Raw genomic sequence first — 17,065 nt, 5'->3', positions numbered from 1 at the left:
ACTTAAAAAAGTCTCGCAATGACGTAAAATATGAAAGACCTTTTCGGGAACGCTTTATTAGATTATCAAAACGGAGATTACACCGAAGATATTATGACTTCAACCAATATTTCTGATGATGATGCATTGCCTCTGCCTTATTTGTTTCGCGGTTTTAAAGAGATGCCAAAATTGGAACAAAAAGCGCTTAAATTAGTAAAAGGTACGGTTTTAGATGTGGGATGTGGTGCAGGAAATCATAGTTTGTATTTACAAGAAAAAGGGTTAAAAGTAAAAGCCATCGATATATCAAAAGGTGCTATTAAAGTTGTGAAACAACGTGGTATTTTACATGCTGAAATAAAAAATATTTTAGATGAAACCGATAAGTTTGATACCATTTTATTATTAATGAATGGTACAGGCATTTTTCAAGAGTTATCACAAGTTTCAAAACACTTATCTCATATAAAATGTCTTTTAAAACCAAACGGGCAAATTTTAATCGATTCGTCGGATATTAAATATATGTACGAAGATGAAGATGGTGGTTTTTGGCAAGATATGAATGCAAACTACTATGGTGAACTCGATTATTTTTTGAGTTATAAAGGCGAAAAAGAATTACCAATGAAATGGTTGTATTTAGATTTTAATATGCTACTAACCGTATGTACTTCTGTGGGACTTAAATGTGAATTGATTTTAGAAGGTGATCATTTTGATTATTTGGCGCGGTTGAGTTAAGCTTAAAGGTTAAACCGATAATGCCCAATAATTTTAAAATCAAATAAGAAATCCTCTAAAACCTGACCTGCACCAATATTATGGACAATTAAGTTGCGTTTACCATCTTTTGATTTTTTATTAACCACAATACCAATATGTGTTGTTGCTCCTCTTAAATTCCAACAAACCACATCTCCAGGTTTATAATCGTTTGCATTTTTGGTGATGGGTTTGTCTACATTTTGTCGCTCAAAATAAGTCATTAAATTAGGAACGCGTCTGTGGTCGATATTTTTATCGGTAGATTTTAAACCCCATATTTTAGGATACACATTAAAGTTAGCCTTCATATCTTCATGGACTTCCTTTTGTAAATCGATACCCAGTTTTCTGTATGCTCTAATTATAACATCGGTACAAACACCTTTATCATTTGGTACATCGCCATTTGGATAATCGATTGAAAAATAACTTGGGTCGTAAGTTACTTTTTGGTTTGTTAATTCTAGTGCTGCTTCAGAAAGGTTTAATACTTGAACTTTACTTTGTGAAATGCAAAGATTGAAAGATAAGGATAGTATGAAAAGTAGTTTTTCCATATAAGTATAAGTTTCAATTTTAAAGATTACCGCGTCGTTGCACTCCTCGTAATGACGTTAGAAATCAAACTTAAAAGTAGCACCAGCTAAAAACTGAATGCTTTGTACTGGAAAATTTTGCCAACGCTGATATGCTTTATTATTAATATTATTAGCTTTTGCAAACACCGAAATTTTATCATTTATATGATACCCCAAATGTGCATTAGCATCAAAAAAACTATCTAAAACCATGGTGAATGGCGTAGTAGCTGTCATGCCATCATTTAAGAAAAACTGATCTTTACGTTCTCCTGTATAAATTAGGTTGGCTCCTGCAAACCAATGTTCGTTTATTTGATAATCCAAAAATAGTGAACCTTTTACATCTGGCAAATTCCACGCTTCAGCCTCAGTATCTGTTGTATATTTAAAATATTCAGCTTTCAGTCCTAATTTAAAATTTCTGTTTACATCAATGTTTATTTCCCCTGCAACGCCAAAGGTATCCACATCATCATACACCATTCCAAAAGAATTTCCGTAAGTGTAATTTTCATTTGTTAAGGTAATTTCATTATTTCTAAACAATGCTTTGTTCCTATCAGCTAAATATCGCCCGCTTATATTATAACTCATGTTACTTGATAGCTTTCCTTTTAAACCAATATAGGCATTGTATTGTTGATCGGTTGGCATAACTACTAAAGTTGGTGATACAAACGGATTTTCAGTTGCAAACCCATGATATGAATTTTGAATCAACTCTCCTTGAATACCACCGTAAGCAATTAATACATCGTTAACCAATCTATACGTTGCGGTTATATTTGGATATAAATAAATGTTGTTTTCCTTAGTTTCAGAATCTCTTAAATAGGATACTGAAACGCCCAAATTAACCGTTAAATCATCTTCTTTTAATTGATATGTTGGAGAAACTCCTATTTGAAAATTACCGTGTCTTAATTCATTATTTGAAGTATAATTTCTATCGAATGTTCCGTTTATATAATCGAATTTAAAGTCGGTTGAAATTTCTTCTCCGTTAATTGGTATATCGATTTTCGCTTTAGCTATAAACCTATTTTCACCTGAACCTTGATTATCTCCAAAACGTCTAAAAAAGAAACTTCCAGAATTAATATAAGTATTTTCGAATGTAATATCACCTCCAAAATGTGCGCTATAAAACGAATGCTCTACTTCAATATTATTAGCTTGTGCTTGCGTTAATTGAGATTCTGGCACACCATACCAATTATACATTTGTTGTTGAAAGCCACCTTCTACATTCCACGCTAAATCCCGTAATCGACTTGAATAATTTGCATTAATTTTAGTCGTTGAAAAATTATCATCAAATGACAAACCTTCAATACCGCCTTGTGATGAATGATGACTAACATAACCACCAACACTTTCGGTTCTACTTATAGCATGATTCAAATACACTTCTCCTAAAATAGTAGTATAGGTTCCAAAACCTAAAGTGGCATAATTATCATATAATTTAACAGGTTTGGCTTTTTCAACTACAGCTGCCTTTCCTTTTGCAGGTGTAAATGTTGAAGCCACTGGAAATGAAAAAATGTTGTACTTAATTTCTTTTTTTGTCGCTGTTTCTTCATCATCTATCGATGGAATTTCTTTTACTTTAAAAGCATCAGAAATTGATGGTGTATAAGGTTTTACTACATCTATAACACCTGTATTGATGGTATCGTTTTTTCTGTTTTGGGAGAAAACAGTTGTTACACTTAACGTTACAATGGCTAATAAAATATATTTTGTGTGCTTTCGCATAGGTTTTGATTTTTTTGATTTATGATTGACGATTTTTTCGCCACGAATTCACTAATATTTGTTTAAATTTCAATTCTAAAAACTGTAAATTTCAGTTACAGTGGGACTGAATACTGAGACTGAAAATTGCATACTTTTTCTAGTTTTCTTCGGCTTCGATTGATGAATTTGTTTTGGCTTCTTCAGCTTTTATTTGACGTAATTCTTCTTTTGCTTCGGTTACAACATCATCAAATTCAGCGAAATTTTCAATAACACTTTCCAATATGTAAGTTGCTTGAAACGCATCATTTAAAGCATAATAATTCTTAGCCATAAGCACTAACCCTTTGGCACTATAATATTTATAGCCTGAAAAATCTTTAGCTAATTTTTGAACCGATTTATTTGATGCTGCATGCTTACCTTCTTTATGCTTATAATAAGCATTATAATACAATGCCTCTGCTGCCATTTCGCCAGTAGCAACTTTTTCTACTTTAGCATAAGCAGTTTTGGCTCGATCCTCATCGCCAGTTTTAATAGCAGAACGTGCAATTATAATATGCGCATCACTTTTAATTTTATTATCAATTTTTGAATTTGTTAGTACTTTTTCGGCATAAGACACCGCTTCATTATAATTTTCTAATTGATAATTAGCTTTCATTAAATTAGACTGTGCAAATACCACGTTTTGGGGGAAGTTTGCTTCTTGCTCTAATCGTAATAATAACGGAATGGCTTGATTCCAGCTTTTACTTTCTAAATAATGTTGCGATAAACGCGATAAAGCTTCTTCGGTATATTCGCTTTGCGATGCTTCAACAATATATTTATAATGTGGTGCTGCGTTAGCTAATAAATCTTTTTTGTAATATAACTGAGCGACGTAAAAGTGCGCTTGTAAAGCATGTAGTCCGTTAGGAAATTCATTTAAATAGCCATTAAATTGCTTGATAGCTTTATCTGTATTATTATCTAAATATTGCTTTTCGGCAGCTTCGTAAGTCGCATTATCTAAATCGGCATCGGTAACCTCAACATAATCTAAGGTTTTTACCCAACGTGCATAATCATCTACGCGACCTAAATCGATATAAATTAAACGTGCTGTTGCAACTGACTGAATTGCTTCTGGCGTTCCCGGATAATCTCTAGCTACATTTTTAAATTTACCTAATGCTTGTTCATTTTCACTATCATTATAATATACCAAACCTTGACGTAACAACGCTTTTGGGACAAAAGAACTCATTTTATATTCGCTACTTAAACGATTATACATTTGCATCGCTTTATCTTTTTCGTTTGCTTTTACGTATGAATTTCCTAATTCGTACATCGCATCGTCACGTAATTTAGATTTCGGATAGGTTTCAATAAACTGTTCTAAATCTTTTATTTTTTTTGAAGATTGCCCAATGTAACCCACACTAATTGCTTTTTGAAAAAACGGATAATCTGAATCGATTTCATTCATTTCAATCGCTTTTTCGTAAGCTTTTATGGCATTGTTATATTGACTCGATACAAAATAACCGTCGCCCAATCTTAAATAAGCATCGTTTGCTCTTACACGATCTACATCTCTACGAGATGCAAACTGATTAAAATAAATAGTAGATTGATCGTATTTTTTTTGCTTGAAGTAAGTATATCCTAAATTATAATCGATATTAAAAAACTCTGGTGTTTCTGATGCGTTGCTTATTGCATCAAATTGCTTAAAACCAATCAAAGCATCATCATAGTTTGTTAAATTATAATCCGCTTCGGCTTTCCAAAATGTAGCTCTAGCTGTATATTTTGGATCTCTTGGTTCACTTAAAGATTGATCGAAAAGAGATTCTGCCTCCAAATATTGTGTGTCATTATACAACTCAATACCTCTATAAAATGCTACTTTTTGATACGCAACCTTATTTTCAAAACTCTTTTTACCTTCTAATAACTTTAGTGCTTCTTTATAATTTTTAGACGTAATATAAGAGTCAATTAAAAGGGTTTCAACTTCCTCTTTATAATTAGTTTCTGGATATTTATCTAAATAACCTGCTAAAACTTGCGGTGCCGACTGATAAGGATTACCAATTTCATAACTAATTTTAGCATAATTTAACCACGCATCTTCTTGAATTTTTAAATCGAAACTCATTTGCGATGCATATCTAAAGGCATTTAAAGCTTCTTGTTTTTTATCTAAATTGATATAGCTTTCACCTAAATGATAATAGGCATTTTGAGCAATAGCGTTGTTACCACCAACAATTTTATTGAATTCTGAAATGGCTTTTTCGTAATTTTTTTGTTTGTAATACGCATAACCCAATTGGTAGAAATCAGTATTATTCCACTTTGCATTTCTATCTCGTTTTCCTTTTTTTCCTTTATATTCGGTTAAATACGGAATCGCTTCAGCATACTGTTCTAAATTAAAATAACTTTCACCTATAATTTTTGAGAGCTCTGATACTTCGGCGCCATCACCAGTTTCTAATCTTTCTTTTGCTAACTCGATAGCTTTTTCAAATTTCCCTAATTTAAAATGAAGATCTGCTTGATAATAAGACAGTTTTTCTTTGTAACGTTCTTGGTCGCTTACTTGATCGAAATACTCATTAGCTTTATCATAATCATCACCTTCATAAGCCATAAAACCTATGTAATATTTTGCTTGCGCCCCGTATTCTTGAGAGTTTTCAACACGTGTTAAATATTTTTTAGCGGTTTTATATTGTTTAACCGCAAAGGCAGAATATCCATTATTAAAATTGAATTTTTCTTTTTCTTTTTTAGCAAGTGCATCTTCATTTACTTTATCGTACCATTTTCTGGCATGTGGATATTTACCGTTTGTAAAATAATAATCGGCGACATCAACAAAAGCGGTATTTCGTTTTGTACTTGTTGGATAATCTTTTACAAAATTTTCTACCAACTGATCTGCTGATTGTTGATTGAGTCTTACCGCACAATTAGCTATGTAATAGGCGCAATCAGACTGCAAAATGTCTTCTTTTGCATCTTTTTTAATACTTCTAAACAATGATTGAGCAGCGAGATATTGTTGATTATTAAATAGTGAAAGAGCTTTTTGATAGTCTACCAAATTACTTGTATAAGTGGCAGACTGTTGCGCCATAATTTGGAAACTAAAACTTATGGCTACCAAGAGGGAAACAATATTATTTTTAGTCATTAACGATTCGTTTTTTAATTTAAAATCAAAGATAATTTAATATGAAACTTATAACGTAATAATCGTGCCATAATTATAAACCGAGTTATTAAATATTAAAAAAGACTGAACTCTTAAACAAATACGCCTATTTAGATTTGGAATTTTAGGTTTGGAATTTGGTGTTTTTAACAATACTTTTACGAAACTTAAAACGTTTGCTATTTATGTCGAATCCCATATTACAATTAAAAGACGCTTCAATTTACCAAGGCGATAGTTTGGTGCTTGCCAACGTTAATGTAGAAATTAACAAAGGTGATTTTGTGTATTTAATTGGTAAAACAGGCACTGGAAAAAGTAGCTTTATGAAAACACTTTATGGTGATTTACCTCTAACCGAAGGCGAAGGGTATATTGTAGATTACAACCTAAAAACCCTCAAAGAAAAAGAGATTCCATTTTTAAGACGAAAATTAGGTGTCGTTTTTCAAGATTTTAAATTACTGACAGATAGAACGGTTAACGATAATTTATTATTTGTTTTGAAAGCTACTGGTTGGAAAGATAAAAGCGACATGGAAACGCGAGTTGAGCAAGTATTAAATAAAGTGGATATGAAAACTAAAGGGTTTAAGTTTCCGCACGAGCTTTCTGGTGGCGAGCAACAACGTATTGCCATTGCAAGAGCTTTACTTAATAACCCAGAATTAATACTTGCCGATGAACCTACTGGAAATTTAGACCCGCAAACTAGCGTTGAAGTCATGGAGGTTTTACAAGACATTAATAAAAACGGCAACACTATTTTAATGGCAACTCACGATTATGCATTGTTACTTAAATACCCAAGTAAAACCTTAAAATGTGATGACAATGCGGTTTATGAGGTGGTACAGCGTAAAAGTTAATTATGCTACTAATAATAAGATTTATAAAAAATAGTTAAAGAACACACTCTTTTTTATCGAAAACTTACTTAAAATGGCTCCTTTTTTTTCAGTTATAATTCCTTTATATAATAAAGAAAAATATATAGAAGACACCCTTAGAAGTGTTTTAAATCAAACCTTTCAAGATTTTGAGGTTATTATTGTTGATGACGGGAGTACAGATAATAGCGTTGAAGAGGTTAACAAAGTAGAAGATTCTAGAATTTCTATTTTTACTATTGAAAATCAAGGCGTTTCGCATGCTAGAAATTTTGGTATTTCTAAAGCATCTACCAACTACATAGCATTTTTAGATGCGGATGATTTATGGCTATCAAACCATTTGGAATTACAAAAATATATGATTGAAAACTTTCCAAATTGTGGACTGTACGCAAGTGCTTACGAAAAAAGAAATTATAATATAAAAATAGAATCTTACTATTTAAACATTCCAAAAAACTGGGTAGGTATTGTAGAAAATTATTTTGAATCTAGTTTTGTGAGTTGTATTGCTTGGACATCGGCAGTGATCGTTCCAAAAAACGTTTTGCAAAACTTTGGGGGCTTTGATGAAAAAATCACACTTGGCGCTGGTGAAGATACCGATTTATGGATACAAATTGCCTTGCAATATAAAGTCGCTTTTAATAATCAAGTTACAGCCATATACAATCTACATGCAGACAATAGAGTTTCTAAATCCAACACGAATTTGCGTCAATTTCTAGATTTAGACAAATATGAAGAAGCTGCCAAAAACAACCCGTCATTAAAGAAGTATTTGGATTTAAATCGATTTTCTATTGTACTTCAATATAAGTTAGTCAATAATAAAAAGCAGCAAGCACATTTTTTAAAAAACTTGGACAAACAGAATTTGAATAAGAAACAACGTTTTTTACTTCAAACGAATTCATTTTTTTTAAAACTTATGTTTCGCCTTAAATATTTTTTAAGAAGCTTTCATGTTAACTTGAGTTCTTACAAATAGTTAAATTACTAACAGCCCTTTCCTATTAATAACTGCTTTTTTTAATCAAAACATTAATGGTTTTCAAATATATTTTTCCATTTTTCTGAAATGCTTGTAAAATTAAATTTTTGAATACTTTCTACAGCATTTGCTTTAAACTTATTTAAAGTGTCTTTTTCATTTGTAATTTTCTGTAAAGCAAAACTTAGTTCATCTTCATTGTAGGTTTCTAATAATAAACCATTAACATTATTTACTATAATTTCTGATGGTCCCGTTTCGCAATTAATGGCTATAACGGGTGTGCCGCAGACTAAAGACTCTACTAAAACCAAAGGGAATCCTTCATAAAAACTTGTTAAAACGGTTGCTATTGCATGCTTCATATAAACATACGGATTGATTGTAAATGGCTTAAATTCGACATACTTTGCTATGTTTAAATTAGCCACCAATTCCTCATACATTTCCCTATCGTCACCTTCTCCTACAAGCATTAATTTGATACCGTTATTGAAAATTTTAGATTTACTATATGCACTAATTAACAATTTAATGTTTTTACATTTTTCATCAAATCTTCCACAAAATAAAATATATTTATATGGTATTTCAAAAGGTTGGTTTATCACATAATTTATAGCTTCGACATCTACAGCATTTTCAATGCACACTAATGTATTGTTATTATAAAATTGTTTTAAAAACACGCGCAATCCTTCACTTACTGTTATTATTTTAAAGGCTTTACTTAATAACCATTTTTTTAAATATGTGCTTTTTAAGATTTCTTCTTTATAAGAAGCACTGTGTACCACATATAAAACTTTAAAGTTTCGGTAAACATACTTACAAACCCCTATTTCGTTTAATAGTTCATTACTTCTTAATCGGTTGTCTATTATAGCATCAAATTTATTATCCTTTAAATATTTCCTGAATAAAAATGTCCTTTTGATTTTTCCAATAAACGTGTTGTTTTTGTCTTTTAATTCGCCGAGGTTAAAAATGATTCCTTTATAGTTAAATACTATGATATTAGAAATTAAGACGATATGAACTTGATAACCCAATTTGGTAAGCATGATAGATTGCATTGCAGCAGCCTTTTCTGCTCCTCCAAGCCCTAAAGAAGTTGTTACGATACACACCTTCATAAAACCTTAATTTTTCTTTTTATTTTCAATAACGTATAGCGAATCGTAATCTTTATTATTCAAAATAATTCTTTTTCTTTTTTTAAATGATTTACTAAAAATACTCTTTTTTAAATTTACGTGCTTGTTACTAACATCGCATAAATGGGCAATACTATGAAATAAATCGTCTGTCATGTACGGCCTATCTAAATCAATTTCAATAGAATTATTTTTTTTAAAGGTTTCAGATTGCCAAAGCATAAAAGGTATTTGAAACATTGGTAGTGTGCCAACATCATCATTGTGCCCAACAAATTTTATGGTATGATAAACTTCTTCACCATGATCTGAAAAATAAAGCACAAAGCTTTCGTTATTTGTGTGCTTTATTTTTTGGATTATGGTATTAACGATATAATCGTTGTACAAAACAGCATTATCATATTCATTAATTATTTCAAAATCATGCGCTTTAGATATAATTTTATTGTTAACATTATTTTTAAAAACATTAAAACGTTCTGGATATCTGTTTTTATAATAAATATGAGTGCCTTGTAAGTGTATAAAAAGAATTTTGTTGTTTTCTTTTTTGTTAATCACCTCATCTAATTTATCAAAAATCACATCATCGTATAACCGTGTGTCTTCAGAGCTTTTGGTAGAAAAATAAATTTTATTCTTGCAAGCTTTGATAACTTTAGTAATATCGGTTTCGGCAAACCCAACAGGCTCTTGGTTAGACACCCAATAAGTTTCGTGGTTTGCTGCATTTAAAAGCTGTATAATGGAACCTTGGCTTGTTGAAGACTGTTCGTAATCTTGCAAACTAAAAGCTTTAGTTATGGAGGCTGTTGTTCCGGCATGCGGGCTTATAACATCTTTAAAAACACTTAAACCTTCTTGTTTTGATAGCAATGGGTTTGTCTTTCTATTATAACCATACAACGACATATTATTACTTGTGGTGGACTCCCCTATTATTACAACATATAACTTCTTTTTATTATTATTTGCTGTTTCTGTGTGATTAAAAATTCCTTTTTCACTTTTATAAGCACTAGCATTTATAACACCAGATTCATAATACACTACATAAAAAGACTTTAGCAATAAGTAAGGTAAGTTTTGATGCCTTAATGGTGTAGCTTTTAAAACAAATAAAACAATAATTAAACTTAGCACTAGTGGTTTAGTACCAAGTGCCGATTTTTTAACATATAACAATTTTTTGTTGTCTGCCAGAACACTTATAATAACTAGCAGAAGTAAAAAGAGACCATAAACAATTATATATCCATCCAAATAAAAAGAAAGAAACTCTTTAGTTTCAAATTTATTTGTTTCTAATAAAACATAAATAGCAGATGGTGATATATCTACATTAAAAATATAATAGTAGGAAGTTTCAAAAAACAATATAATGTTAAAAAAGACAAATACTATATTGAAATAAAAAAAGCATGGTTTTTTACTATTTAAAAAACTAAGCGGTATTATTAAAATTAATGCAAATAATATATTTTCAGTAAAATTTAATAATCTTTGATACCCAAATTCACTAAATATTAATTCAAAAGCTGAAGAAATTATTATAGAAATTAAAAATAATAATTCTATGATAAGTTTTTTTTTACTCTTGTTATTCAGCAACATGTCTCTTAAATAATTCATTTTTAAAAACATAAAACATAAGCAAGGTATAAAATATATAGCTAAAAGCATGGGCTTTAACGGCGCCTAAAACACTTAAATAATTTACTAAATAGATGCTTGACAAATAAATAAATAACATCAATATTATTTCGCATATTAAATATTTGTGTATCATTTTTTTTGCAAAAAATTGATACGCTATTGTAAGCGATACTATTCTAAAAAAATCTCCAATTAATTGCCAGCCAAACAATTCTTGCATACTTAAAAACTCGTCAGTAAAAACAACTCTTATTATAAAAAACCTAAGGAAATAAATGGTTATAAAACCCAATAAAACTATTGGCAATATACCCTTATAAAAATTTAAAACCGTATTTTTAAACTTTGTGTTATTTACATCTTCTGATAATGTTGGCAATAAATATATATTAAACAATGTATAAACAAACAGCATATAATAATTAGATAGTTTTCTTGTAGCTTCCCAATACCCTGCTTCAGTAACTCCAACAGTATCAATAATATGATTTCTGATTAACAAAAATATAAAAGGAAACATAACTCCTGAAAACAAAGTCATTGAAAAAAAAGATATAATTTTTAATGCATAAGGTTTTGAAGTTGAAATAAAACTAATGTTTCTAATTACTTTATTTACTAACTTAAACTTTATTAAAAGTGATAAAAAAAGGATTAAGGGTGTTAATACAATTGAAAGTAACGCGCCGTCTAACTGGTTTCTGTTCATTAAAAAAATGATTAATAATGCGGAAAGCAAATATCCTATGATATTAATTATAACTAAATCTTTAATTTTTTTTAATCCACTTATAACGGCTATAAAGAAAATGTGCAAAGCATAAAAAGGCATTATTACCGCCGATGTTTTAAACAAAATAGAATATTTAAGCGTACTAAATACTAATTGACTTAATGAGTCAGAAAACAAAAAAAGAAATAACGATGTTAATATACCTATGCCAAGCGAAATTAAAAACCCAGCAGAAACTACTTTTTTAAATTGAAGCTTATCATCTTTAGATTCTGCTATATATTTAATTATGCCATTTTGAAGCCCTAATGAAGATAAGCTTTCTAAAGATTGCATAAAGTTTGATAAGTTACCAGATATGGCCATACCTGAAGGTCCAATAAATACAGCCATAAATTTAGATATGGCAAATCCAGTAATTAATTTCGCTAAAACACCTAATGAGTTAAAAGAAATAGCTTTAAATAAAACACTACTTTTTAGCTGCTCCCTTATCAGTTTTAACATTAATTATTACATTTTAAGCTTGACGGCCTTCATTATTATCCACTCCAAAAAGAGAGCTTCCAAATATCAATAAAATAACACTATAATACATTAAGTAACTAACAAAATGACCAATTACAGCACCTTTTAAACCAAACATATTAATAAAATAAACACTTGTTGTATACAAAATTATAATTAAGAATGCCTCAGTTACAATATAGTGCCAAAACATTTTTTTTGCTAAAAACTGGTATGCAATAACTAACGATAAGACCTTTAAAAAATCTCCTAACAATTGCCATAAAAATAAGTCTTCAACGGGTTTAAATTCATCAGAGAAAATAATAGCTACAATAAAGGGTCGTAATAAATATATTAATAACAAACCTAAAGCCAATATTGGTATGACGGTTCTGTAAAATCCAAAAACTTCTTTCCTAAAAGTTTTAACATTATCAATTTCAGAAAATCGAGGTAATATATATAGAGCGATTAAGGAGCTAACGAGCATTAAATAATATTTAGATATCCGCGTCATAGCCTCCCAAAAGCCCGCATCTTTATAACCAATATTCTCAATCATATATGACCGAATAGCTAAAGCTACTATGGGTAATAAAACAGCCGAAAATAATGCCATAACTGAATATGAACTTAATCGTTTAAAATAACTAAAGCTTATATGCTTTACTTGTATAAGTGGCGTTAAACTACGTCGGTTTATAATACCTACTAAGGTGATTAAAAATATTAATGACTCTGCAATTGCAACCGAAATTAAAGCCCCATCTATATTATTTTGATAAATTAAAAGTAACGCAATAGAGACGCCCAAAATTTGACCAATAATATTTATTATGATTAGTATTTTATACTTTGAAAAGCCATTCATTATTGAAAACGAAAACATATTCAATGAATAAAAAGGGAGCACAATAGCAAATATTTTAATTACATAAGCATAATTACTATAATTTGGAAAAATAACATTATTAATATTTTCCGCATTAAAATAACATAAAAGTGATACTAAAATTGAAGAAACAAAGCCAATGTAATAAACCGTAGAAATTGTTTTACTTAACCTAACAACATTATCTTTATATTCTGCTATATACTTTACCGCTCCTTTATAAAAACCTAATATTGCAACCGATTGAATGGAGTTAACAAAATTGCGTAAATTACCAATTAAAGCCAACCCTTCTGCTCCAATAAAAACAGCAATAGCTTTTGATGTTAATATACCTGCAATCATTCTTGTAAAAATAGCAGCAGTTTTTAGCGAGGTAATTTTTATTAAAACATTGTTATTTATATAATCTATTAATTTTTTCAATTAATATGAATTTACTTTTCTTAAAAAGGTTAATATTTTTAATGCAATTTTAGATAAATACAAGAAAATTGTGTCTCTTTCCTGTATGATTCAAATATACAAAATCATTTAACGTATATAGCTTAATATTAGTATAGATAAGAAAAACTGAAGAATAATGATTTATAGAAACTCACTCTACTCCCGCTTTAAAAACAAATAATATAAATTAACACATAAAATTGCAACATTTGCAATAATTATTGGTAGTCCAATCCTTATTGTTGGCATTAAAAAACCATAAACTATAAATAAAATACAACCTGCCATATTTACAAAACGTAACTTTTTTACGTTTTTCATTGTAAAAGATATTAACACCATTAACGATGCTAAATAGCCAATATATTCTGTAGCTGTAATGCCTAATAACTCCATATTAATGCCATAAAAAAAGAGAAATTCTATTAGAATTTCTCTTTAAAGAATTTGTACTAATGTAATCAATTAGATTGATTTATTTCTTTTACGTTCAACTTCTGTTAAAAAGACCTTACGTAAACGCAAGTAGTTTGGTGTAACCTCAACATACTCATCTTTTTGAATGTATTCTAAAGCTTCTTCTAAACTAAATTTTATAGCTGGTACAATTTTAGCCTTATCATCTGCCCCAGACGAACGTACATTACTCAACTTTTTAGTCTTTGTTACGTTAACCGTCATATCATCACCACGAGAGTTTTCTCCTATAACTTGTCCCTCATAAATATCTTCACCTGGATCAACAAAAAACTTACCCCTATCTTGTAATTTATCAATAGAATAAGGAATAGCTTGTCCTTTTTCCATAGATACTAAACTTCCATTTTGACGCTCTGGAATACCTCCTTTTAAGGGTTGATATTCTTTAAAACGGTGCGCCATAATGGCTTCACCAGCTGTAGCGGTTAACAATTGATTACGCAAACCTATAATGCCTCTAGATGGCACTAAAAACTCACAAACCATTCTATCACCTTTCGCCTCCATACTTAGCATTTCACCTTTACGAAGCGTTACCATTTCAATTGCTTTACCAGAAACAGTTTCTGGTAAATCTATAGTCATTTCTTCAACTGGCTCACATTTTACACCATCTACTTCTTTAATAATTACTTGTGGTTGCCCAATTTGTAACTCGTAACCTTCACGACGCATGGTTTCAATTAAAACCGATAAGTGTAAAACGCCACGACCAAAAACCATAAATTTATCAGCACTATCGGTTTCTTCAACTCTTAATGCTAAGTTCTTTTCTAATTCTTTATTCAATCTGTCTTTAATATGACGTGATGTTACAAACTTCCCATCTTTTCCAAAGAAAGGTGAATCGTTAATGGTAAACAACATACTCATCGTAGGCTCATCAATTGCAATGGTTTTTAAACCTTCAGGTGTTTCAAAATCGGCAACCGTATCACCAATTTCAAAACCTTCAAGACCAACGATAGCACAAATATCTCCTGTTTGAACTTCCTCTACTTTTAAACGCCCAAGTCCTTCAAAAACATGAAGCTCTTTAATTTTATTTTTCACAATAGAACCATCTCGTTTTACTAACGAAATATTTTGTCCTACTTTTAATTCGCCTCTAGTTAAACGTCCAATAGCAATTCGCCCTGTAAATGACGAAAAGTCTAAAGACGTAATTAGCATTTGCGTATTACCTACCGGCAATTTCGGAGCTGGAATATGGGCAATTACCATATCTAATAAAGGCTCAATATTATCTGTTTCATTTTGCCAATCATCACTCATCCAATTGTTTTTTGCCGAACCGTAAACGGTTGGGAAATCTAATTGCCACTCTTCTGCACCAAGCTCAAACATTAAATCGAATACCTTTTCATGTACCTCATCTGGCGTACAATTTTCTTTATCAACTTTATTGACAACCACACAAGGTTTCAAGCCTAAATCAATCGCCTTTTGCAATACAAAACGCGTTTGTGGCATCGGCCCTTCAAAAGCATCAACTAAAAGCAAAACACCATCAGCCATGTTTAATACACGCTCTACTTCTCCACCAAAATCGGCGTGACCAGGGGTATCTATAATGTTAATTTTCGTATCTTTATAAATTACAGAAACGTTTTTAGATGTAATAGTAATACCGCGTTCGCGCTCTAAATCGTTATTATCTAGAATTAAATCGCCTGTGTTTTCGTTCTCACGAAATAACTGACAGTGGTACATAATTTTATCAACCAAAGTTGTTTTACCATGATCTACGTGTGCAATAATTGCAATGTTTTTAATGTTAGCCATAATGTGCGCTCCCTTATTTTAAGCGTGCAAAGGTACTTATTTTTTATATATTTAAGCTATTTTATATTTTATTTGGGCTTTTCCTCTTATAGCTATAAAATTTAAGCTTTGATAGAAGTATAACTAACTCATTTACAAAAAGGTCTAACTATTCATTATATCTTTTTATCTCAAAGTATTCTACTAAGTTTAGTATCTCATTTTTCATTAAATTACATATTATTAAACCTTATTAAACCAGACAAAAAGATTGAATTTATCCTAAGCGTAGTCGAAGGGTTTCTATCCCTAATGCAACCACAAATGGATAATTAAACTTATACATAAAACTTACGTTTACAAATAGTACCTTTGTAGCTTTAATTTGCAGAAACCATTTTTATGAATCTTCAAGACATTCCAAAAATAAAGCATACTCACGCTAACAACTTCTTTCTTTTATGTGGCCCTTGTGCTATTGAAAGTGAAGACATGGCTTTTAGAATTGCCGAAAGAGTAGTTAGCATAACCAATAAATTAGAAATTCCATACGTTTTTAAAGGTAGTTTTAAAAAAGCAAATAGAAGTAGAATAGATAGTTTTACAGGAATTGGGAACGAAAAAGCATTAGAAATTCTAGCAAAAGTTTCTGAGAAGTTTGATGTGCCTACGGTTACCGATATTCATGAAACCAATGATGCCATTTTAGCTGCACAATATGTTGATGTACTACAAATTCCAGCTTTTTTAGTGCGTCAAACCGATTTAGTTGTTGCCGCAGCCAAAACCGGGAAAGTGGTCAATTTAAAAAAAGGGCAATTTATGAGTCCAGAAGCTATGAAACACGCTGTGCAAAAAGTAAAAGATGCTGGCAGTGATAAAGCGTGGATAACAGATAGAGGTACTATGTTTGGTTATCAAGATATGATTGTAGATTTTCGTGGTATTCCTACTATGAGAAAATTTGCTCCAACCGTTTTAGATGTAACACACTCGTTACAACAACCAAATCAGAGTGCAGGTGTTACAGGTGGTCGACCAGATATGATAGAAACCATTGCTAGAGCTGGTATTGTAAATAATGTTGATGGACTATTTATTGAAACGCATTTCGATCCTGCAAATGCAAAAAGTGATGGTGCCAATATGTTGCATTTGGGTAATTTAGAAGGATTATTAACCAATTTAGTTGCCATTAGAAAAACGATTAATAGCCTTTAAATACATATAAAAACGCTATTA

At 30.5% G+C, this 17,065-nt stretch carries 13 protein-coding genes; 4 read left to right on the top strand and 9 right to left on the bottom strand.

Translation table 11 applies throughout. The features are described from left to right. The first annotated feature begins 30 nt into the window (after window positions 1-30). Window positions 31-726 carry a class I SAM-dependent methyltransferase gene (locus tag RG22_RS15050; protein ID WP_034044744.1) on the top strand — a complete coding sequence of 232 codons (696 nt, stop codon included), beginning with the start codon at window positions 31-33 and terminating at the stop codon, window positions 724-726. A 2-nt stretch (window positions 727-728) separates the two neighbouring features. Here RG22_RS15050 and RG22_RS15045 read toward each other — a convergent pair whose 3' ends face one another. The 3 genes from RG22_RS15045 to RG22_RS15035 all read right to left on the bottom strand — a co-directional run bounded on the left by RG22_RS15045 (window position 729) and on the right by RG22_RS15035 (window position 6,273). Next, window positions 729-1,307, bottom strand: a complete 579-nt coding sequence (locus RG22_RS15045; protein ID WP_034044741.1) for a DUF1287 domain-containing protein — start codon at window positions 1,305-1,307, stop codon at window positions 729-731. A 57-nt stretch (window positions 1,308-1,364) separates the two neighbouring features. Continuing rightward, entirely contained in the window at window positions 1,365-3,092 is a 1,728-nt protein-coding gene (locus RG22_RS15040) for a TonB-dependent receptor (protein WP_034044739.1), read from the bottom strand. Between the two features lie 139 nt (window positions 3,093-3,231). Then, a complete protein-coding gene (locus RG22_RS15035) occupies window positions 3,232-6,273 on the bottom strand; it encodes a tetratricopeptide repeat protein (RefSeq protein WP_034044738.1) in 3,042 nt (1,013 codons plus the stop codon). Window positions 6,274-6,479: 206 nt separating this feature from the next. Between RG22_RS15035 and RG22_RS15030 the strand changes: the two genes are divergently transcribed. Both RG22_RS15030 and RG22_RS15025 read left to right on the top strand, forming a co-directional pair. Further along, entirely contained in the window at window positions 6,480-7,163 is a 684-nt protein-coding gene (locus tag RG22_RS15030; protein WP_034044736.1) for a cell division ATP-binding protein FtsE, read from the top strand. A 73-nt stretch (window positions 7,164-7,236) separates the two neighbouring features. After that, entirely contained in the window at window positions 7,237-8,178 is a 942-nt protein-coding gene (locus RG22_RS15025) for a glycosyltransferase family 2 protein (RefSeq protein WP_034044734.1), read from the top strand. Between the two features lie 53 nt (window positions 8,179-8,231). On the opposite strand, the gene RG22_RS15020 is transcribed toward RG22_RS15025, so the two are convergent. The 6 genes from RG22_RS15020 to typA form a co-directional block, all read right to left on the bottom strand. Further along, on the bottom strand, window positions 8,232-9,317 hold the full coding sequence (locus RG22_RS15020) for a glycosyltransferase (protein WP_034044732.1): 1,086 nt from the start codon (window positions 9,315-9,317) through the stop codon (window positions 8,232-8,234). Between the two features lie 6 nt (window positions 9,318-9,323). Continuing rightward, entirely contained in the window at window positions 9,324-10,973 is a 1,650-nt protein-coding gene (locus tag RG22_RS15015; protein WP_162183656.1) for a phosphoethanolamine transferase, read from the bottom strand. After that, window positions 10,942-12,237 (bottom strand): O-antigen translocase, encoded by a 1,296-nt coding sequence (locus RG22_RS15010; RefSeq protein WP_034044729.1) that lies wholly within the window; start codon window positions 12,235-12,237, stop codon window positions 10,942-10,944. The genes RG22_RS15015 and RG22_RS15010 overlap by 32 nt, the downstream gene beginning before the upstream one ends. Before the next feature lie 13 nt (window positions 12,238-12,250). Continuing rightward, a complete protein-coding gene (locus RG22_RS15005) occupies window positions 12,251-13,558 on the bottom strand; it encodes an O-antigen translocase (RefSeq protein ID WP_034044728.1) in 1,308 nt (435 codons plus the stop codon). Between the two features lie 177 nt (window positions 13,559-13,735). Then, on the bottom strand, window positions 13,736-13,975 hold the full coding sequence (locus RG22_RS15000; RefSeq protein WP_034044727.1) for a hypothetical protein: 240 nt from the start codon (window positions 13,973-13,975) through the stop codon (window positions 13,736-13,738). Between the two features lie 69 nt (window positions 13,976-14,044). Next, window positions 14,045-15,844, bottom strand: a complete 1,800-nt coding sequence (gene typA, locus RG22_RS14995) for a translational GTPase TypA (RefSeq protein WP_034044726.1) — start codon at window positions 15,842-15,844, stop codon at window positions 14,045-14,047. Window positions 15,845-16,225: 381 nt separating this feature from the next. Here typA and kdsA point away from each other — a divergent pair, with 381 nt between their 5' ends. Beyond that, the gene (gene kdsA / locus RG22_RS14990; RefSeq protein ID WP_034044725.1) at window positions 16,226-17,044 is read left to right on the top strand and encodes a 3-deoxy-8-phosphooctulonate synthase; all 819 of its coding nucleotides are present in this window, start codon (window positions 16,226-16,228) and stop codon (window positions 17,042-17,044) included. Window positions 17,045-17,065: the final 21 nt, after the last annotated feature.

The organism is Wocania ichthyoenteri Th78, from assembly GCF_000789235.1.
In the GTDB taxonomy this organism is placed as follows: Bacteria; Bacteroidota; Bacteroidia; order Flavobacteriales; family Flavobacteriaceae; genus Wocania_A; species Wocania_A ichthyoenteri.
Note: the sequence above shows the minus strand (reverse complement) of the source record. Positions and strands in the feature narration are given on the sequence as shown.